Raw genomic sequence first — 3,875 nt, 5'->3', positions numbered from 1 at the left:
AAGAAAGGAATTGTAACAGGAGTATTCGGCTGGCCAGCGATTCATACCCGCAATAAAGCAAAAGAAGAGCCTCCAAAAGCAGATAATATCTTTATCGATTGTGGTTGCGAGACCAAAGACGAAGTGCTCGCACTAGGGGTAGATGTAGGTTGTGTGATCACTTATCCAGATGAGTTTTTTGTATTGAACAAAAATAAATTTGTTTGTCGTGCCCTCGATAACCGCATGGGTGGTTTTATGATTGCTGAAGTAGCTCGATTACTCAAAGAAAATAAACAGGAGTTGGATTTTGGCCTTTACGTGACCAATTCTGTTCAAGAAGAAATAGGATTGCGTGGTGCAGAGATGATTACCCATACCATCAAGCCTGACGTAGCGATTATTACAGACGTGACACACGACACGACTACACCTATGATCGATAAGAAATCTAATGGAGATGCCGCTATAGGAAAAGGACCGGTCCTCGCCTATGCGCCAGCTATTCAAAACAACTTGCGCAACCTGATCATGGACGCTGCAGATGAGAAGAAAATCCCGTACCAAAAAAGAGCCACCTCACGATCTACAGGGACCGATACTGATGCCTTTGCGTATTCCAATGGTGGAGTGCCTAGTGCGTTGATATCGCTTCCTTTGCGTTATATGCATACCACGGTAGAAATGGTACATAGAGATGACGTAGAAAACGTGATCAAGATGATTTATGAATCCTTACTAAAAATTGAGAACAATCACGATTTTAATTATTTCTCTAATAAGAATGAAGGCTTGTTTTAAGTTGATGACTTATTCCTTTGAAAATTTTAAGGTATACCAGCAATCATGAATTGCGACCACCTGTTTTCATTCCTTAAATAAGTTGAGAATCTCTATTTGCTTTTGCAGATAGAGATTTTTTTATGTGTTATAGTGCATCATACCTATGACAACCGTTTGCTTGTAGTCACAAAGAATTTTGTAGTGCTACTTTTAACAGTCCTTCGTGATTTTATTTTTTTTATCAGCAAAATATGATATTTGAAAAGCGACCAAAAAACAGTTACATTTATGAAATGGGATTTCATAGTTTAAGAGGTATGGGAATGCTTCTGGATAACATCGTAGAACTATCCAGCACTCGTGTTCTAAGTGGTGGTCTTTTAATTTTCTTTTGCGGCATCCATTTATGGCTTTTTGACACTGGTGTATACAGCAACTGGTTGATGGTCATCGGTATAGTTCTAGGCATTGTTCTCATCATATGGAAGGTGCGAGACCGTATAAAGAAGAAGAACCATTAAAACAAAATTCCACCAGTAGGTAAAAAGTTACCGCAAATTTCCTGTAAATTTTTATTTTATTTATCTAAAACACTACTTGCGCTTAGACTAACTTTGCACAGCAATACTCATACATGTCCTTTACGTTACTTTCTTCCCCATTACAGGGATTTACTGAATTCAGATTCCGCAATGCAGTTCACAAATATTTTGGCGGAATTGATACTTTTTACGCCCCTTATATACGCTTCAATAACAAGCCAGAAATAGGTGGTAAATACCAGCGTGATTTGCAAATAGAGAATAATCATGTTCCAGAGCTGATCCCACAGGTGATGACTAACGATGCTGATGAGTTTCTAATCGCTGTTCATTATATAAGGTCTCTTGGGTACAAAGAACTCAACTGGAATCTAGGGTGTCCTTATCCTATGGTGACTAAGAAAGGAATGGGATCTGGGCTTATTTGTGATCCTGGAAAGATTGATCACATTTTAGAACGGGTACATGCAGAAACCGATGTTATTGTTTCCATGAAAATGAGAATGGGCTATCTCGAACCCACAGAGATTTTAGGAGCCTTTCCTATTCTAGAAAAATATCCAATTAAAAATATTGCCATTCATGCCCGTATAGGAAAGCAATTGTACAAAGGTGGCGTTGATCTCGAGTCTTTTCAAAAATGCTTGGATACCTCTAAACACAAACTCTATTACAACGGCGATATTACCACCGTAGCAGGTTTTAGAGAAATGCAAACTCTATTTCCTAAAATTGATCACTGGATGCTAGGGCGCGGCTTGATAGCCGATCCTTTTCTTCCCAGCATGATCAAGGCAAATACAGACGTCTATCCAGAAAATCGATGGGAACTATTCCGAGAATTCCACGATACCTTGTATAAAGAATACGACGAATTTCTTCAAGGCCCTACGCCTATCAAAATGAAAATGCAAGGGTTTTGGGAATACTGGTCACAGACATTTCCCAATCCGCAGAAAGCTTTTAAGGCCATCAAAAAAGCCAACAATCCGCGTGCTTATGAGCAGGCAGTACACGATAATTTAAAAACGGTTCTTTAGTTTTGACTCTGTGCCTCTTTGAGTTGGCAAGTTATTAGCTTGCAGGTTGAAACTTTATAGCACGTATTTTAATATATACTCAAAACACCTAGGTTTCCGAATTTTCTGCTCTTTCTTTTTCCTTTTCTCTGCGTTAAAATTTACAAGCCTAACATAAGCTATGCTTCAAAATTTATGCGGTAACAAAAGAAAAAATAAATCTGCTCAATTCTCCGAAAACCTAAATGCTTTGAGCATATTGCGGATAGTCGTAACTATTAGAGAATGATCTATTCGTTTTACAGGGATTATTGTGATGGAACCACTTCAGGAGGTCGTACTTAACAGAAAAGTAATCGCTGTTTTGCACGTTATAAGCCATATACATAAACATTGTAAATAATTGTAAGATAATTTGAAAACCAAAAAATACTATGTCTATGGATTAGTCGACCAAGAACCAGTAAATACTTCTATATAGGTAAAGGCAAGCGATACGAATCTCATATTCATACACCAGCTTTAGATCATTTATGAAAAGGCACAAGCTCTAGTTTATTAAGAGAAATTATTGAGGTTTTAAAAGGTCTATTTGCATTAACCGATGCAAACGAGTTGGCTTCTGGTGGTATAGATTTACTTGTATTTCTCAGAGAGAATGGTCTATCTACAACCACTCGCAGGGTTAATTACATTATCAGGTCAAGATTAAATCTTGAAGAAAAAATAGCAGTTATTCCAAATTTCAGGTAAGGTATAATACTAATAATGAACGATACTTAAATTCCTGTGATGAGAGAGGGCGTTATTTTGTTTTTAAACGAACCTTAATTGAGAATTATTAGTTGTTCTGTTGTATAAATGTGTCGATATGACTAATAGTAAATCATTTTTAAAAAAACAAAATTACATCAAGGCTGCAACAAGCGTTAACAAGTGGATGTTGCAGTATTATTGTTTGTATGTGTATACATAAGCTCAGTGTTTACGCACTATGTCAGTTAGTTTACAACATACAACAGAAATCAAGTTAGTTTAAACAGGCTATTTAATACTCTATTGCAACAGTGTGTTACACCTCATATTAATAAGTCTTACCAATGGCTTGTACCGCTTTCCCCTTTAAAAGGTCCCGTCAAGTCAGGTGTGATCCAACCAGCATAAAACTCTCCAGGTTGCGATTTTACTTGAATGCCATCTACAAAGCATTCTAAGTGTTGTGGATAGAAAGCAAAGTAGTCTTTTAACTCAGAAAATTCTTGAAAAGGATTTGCATAGGACCAAGCGACAGGTCGATTTTTGTTCTCCTTTAATGCCCAATAATTAGCTTCACCTTTCCACTCGCATAAGGAGCTTTTTCCAGATATTTGTGATAGCATATGCAGTTCTACATCCTCACATGGAATGTAATACGTAGGTGGGCTCGCTGTCTCTAAAACTGCATAAGCATTCTGAGTATCTGCAATGGTTTCACCTTTGTATTTTACAAGTAAAATTTTAGTCACTTTTTCAATTATAGGTGGACGTGGAAAGTCCCAAACAGAACGCTGAC

4 protein-coding genes are annotated in these 3,875 nt (G+C 37.3%); 3 read left to right on the top strand and 1 reads right to left on the bottom strand.

From position 1 onward, the window contains the following. The 3 genes from ACJAT0_RS12920 to ACJAT0_RS12910 form a co-directional block, all read left to right on the top strand. The coding region (locus ACJAT0_RS12920) for a M28 family peptidase (protein WP_415181988.1) at positions 1-780 on the top strand (780 nt) is incomplete at its 5' end. Positions 781-1,055: 275 nt separating this feature from the next. After that, a complete protein-coding gene (locus ACJAT0_RS12915; RefSeq protein WP_415181987.1) occupies positions 1,056-1,283 on the top strand; it encodes a hypothetical protein in 228 nt (75 codons plus the stop codon). Between the two features lie 113 nt (positions 1,284-1,396). Next, positions 1,397-2,344: a tRNA dihydrouridine synthase gene (locus tag ACJAT0_RS12910; protein WP_415181986.1), complete on the top strand. Its 948-nt coding sequence runs from the start codon at positions 1,397-1,399 to the stop codon at positions 2,342-2,344. A gap of 1,073 nt (positions 2,345-3,417) precedes the next feature. Here ACJAT0_RS12910 and ACJAT0_RS12905 read toward each other — a convergent pair. Beyond that, on the bottom strand, positions 3,418-3,875 hold a 458-nt coding region (locus ACJAT0_RS12905), incomplete at its 5' end, for a DUF427 domain-containing protein (RefSeq protein ID WP_415181985.1).

The sequence above is a fragment of the Nonlabens sp. genome (genome assembly GCF_047636915.1).
Taxonomy (GTDB): Bacteria; Bacteroidota; Bacteroidia; order Flavobacteriales; family Flavobacteriaceae; genus Nonlabens.
This window is presented reverse-complemented; position numbering and strand designations above follow the sequence as displayed.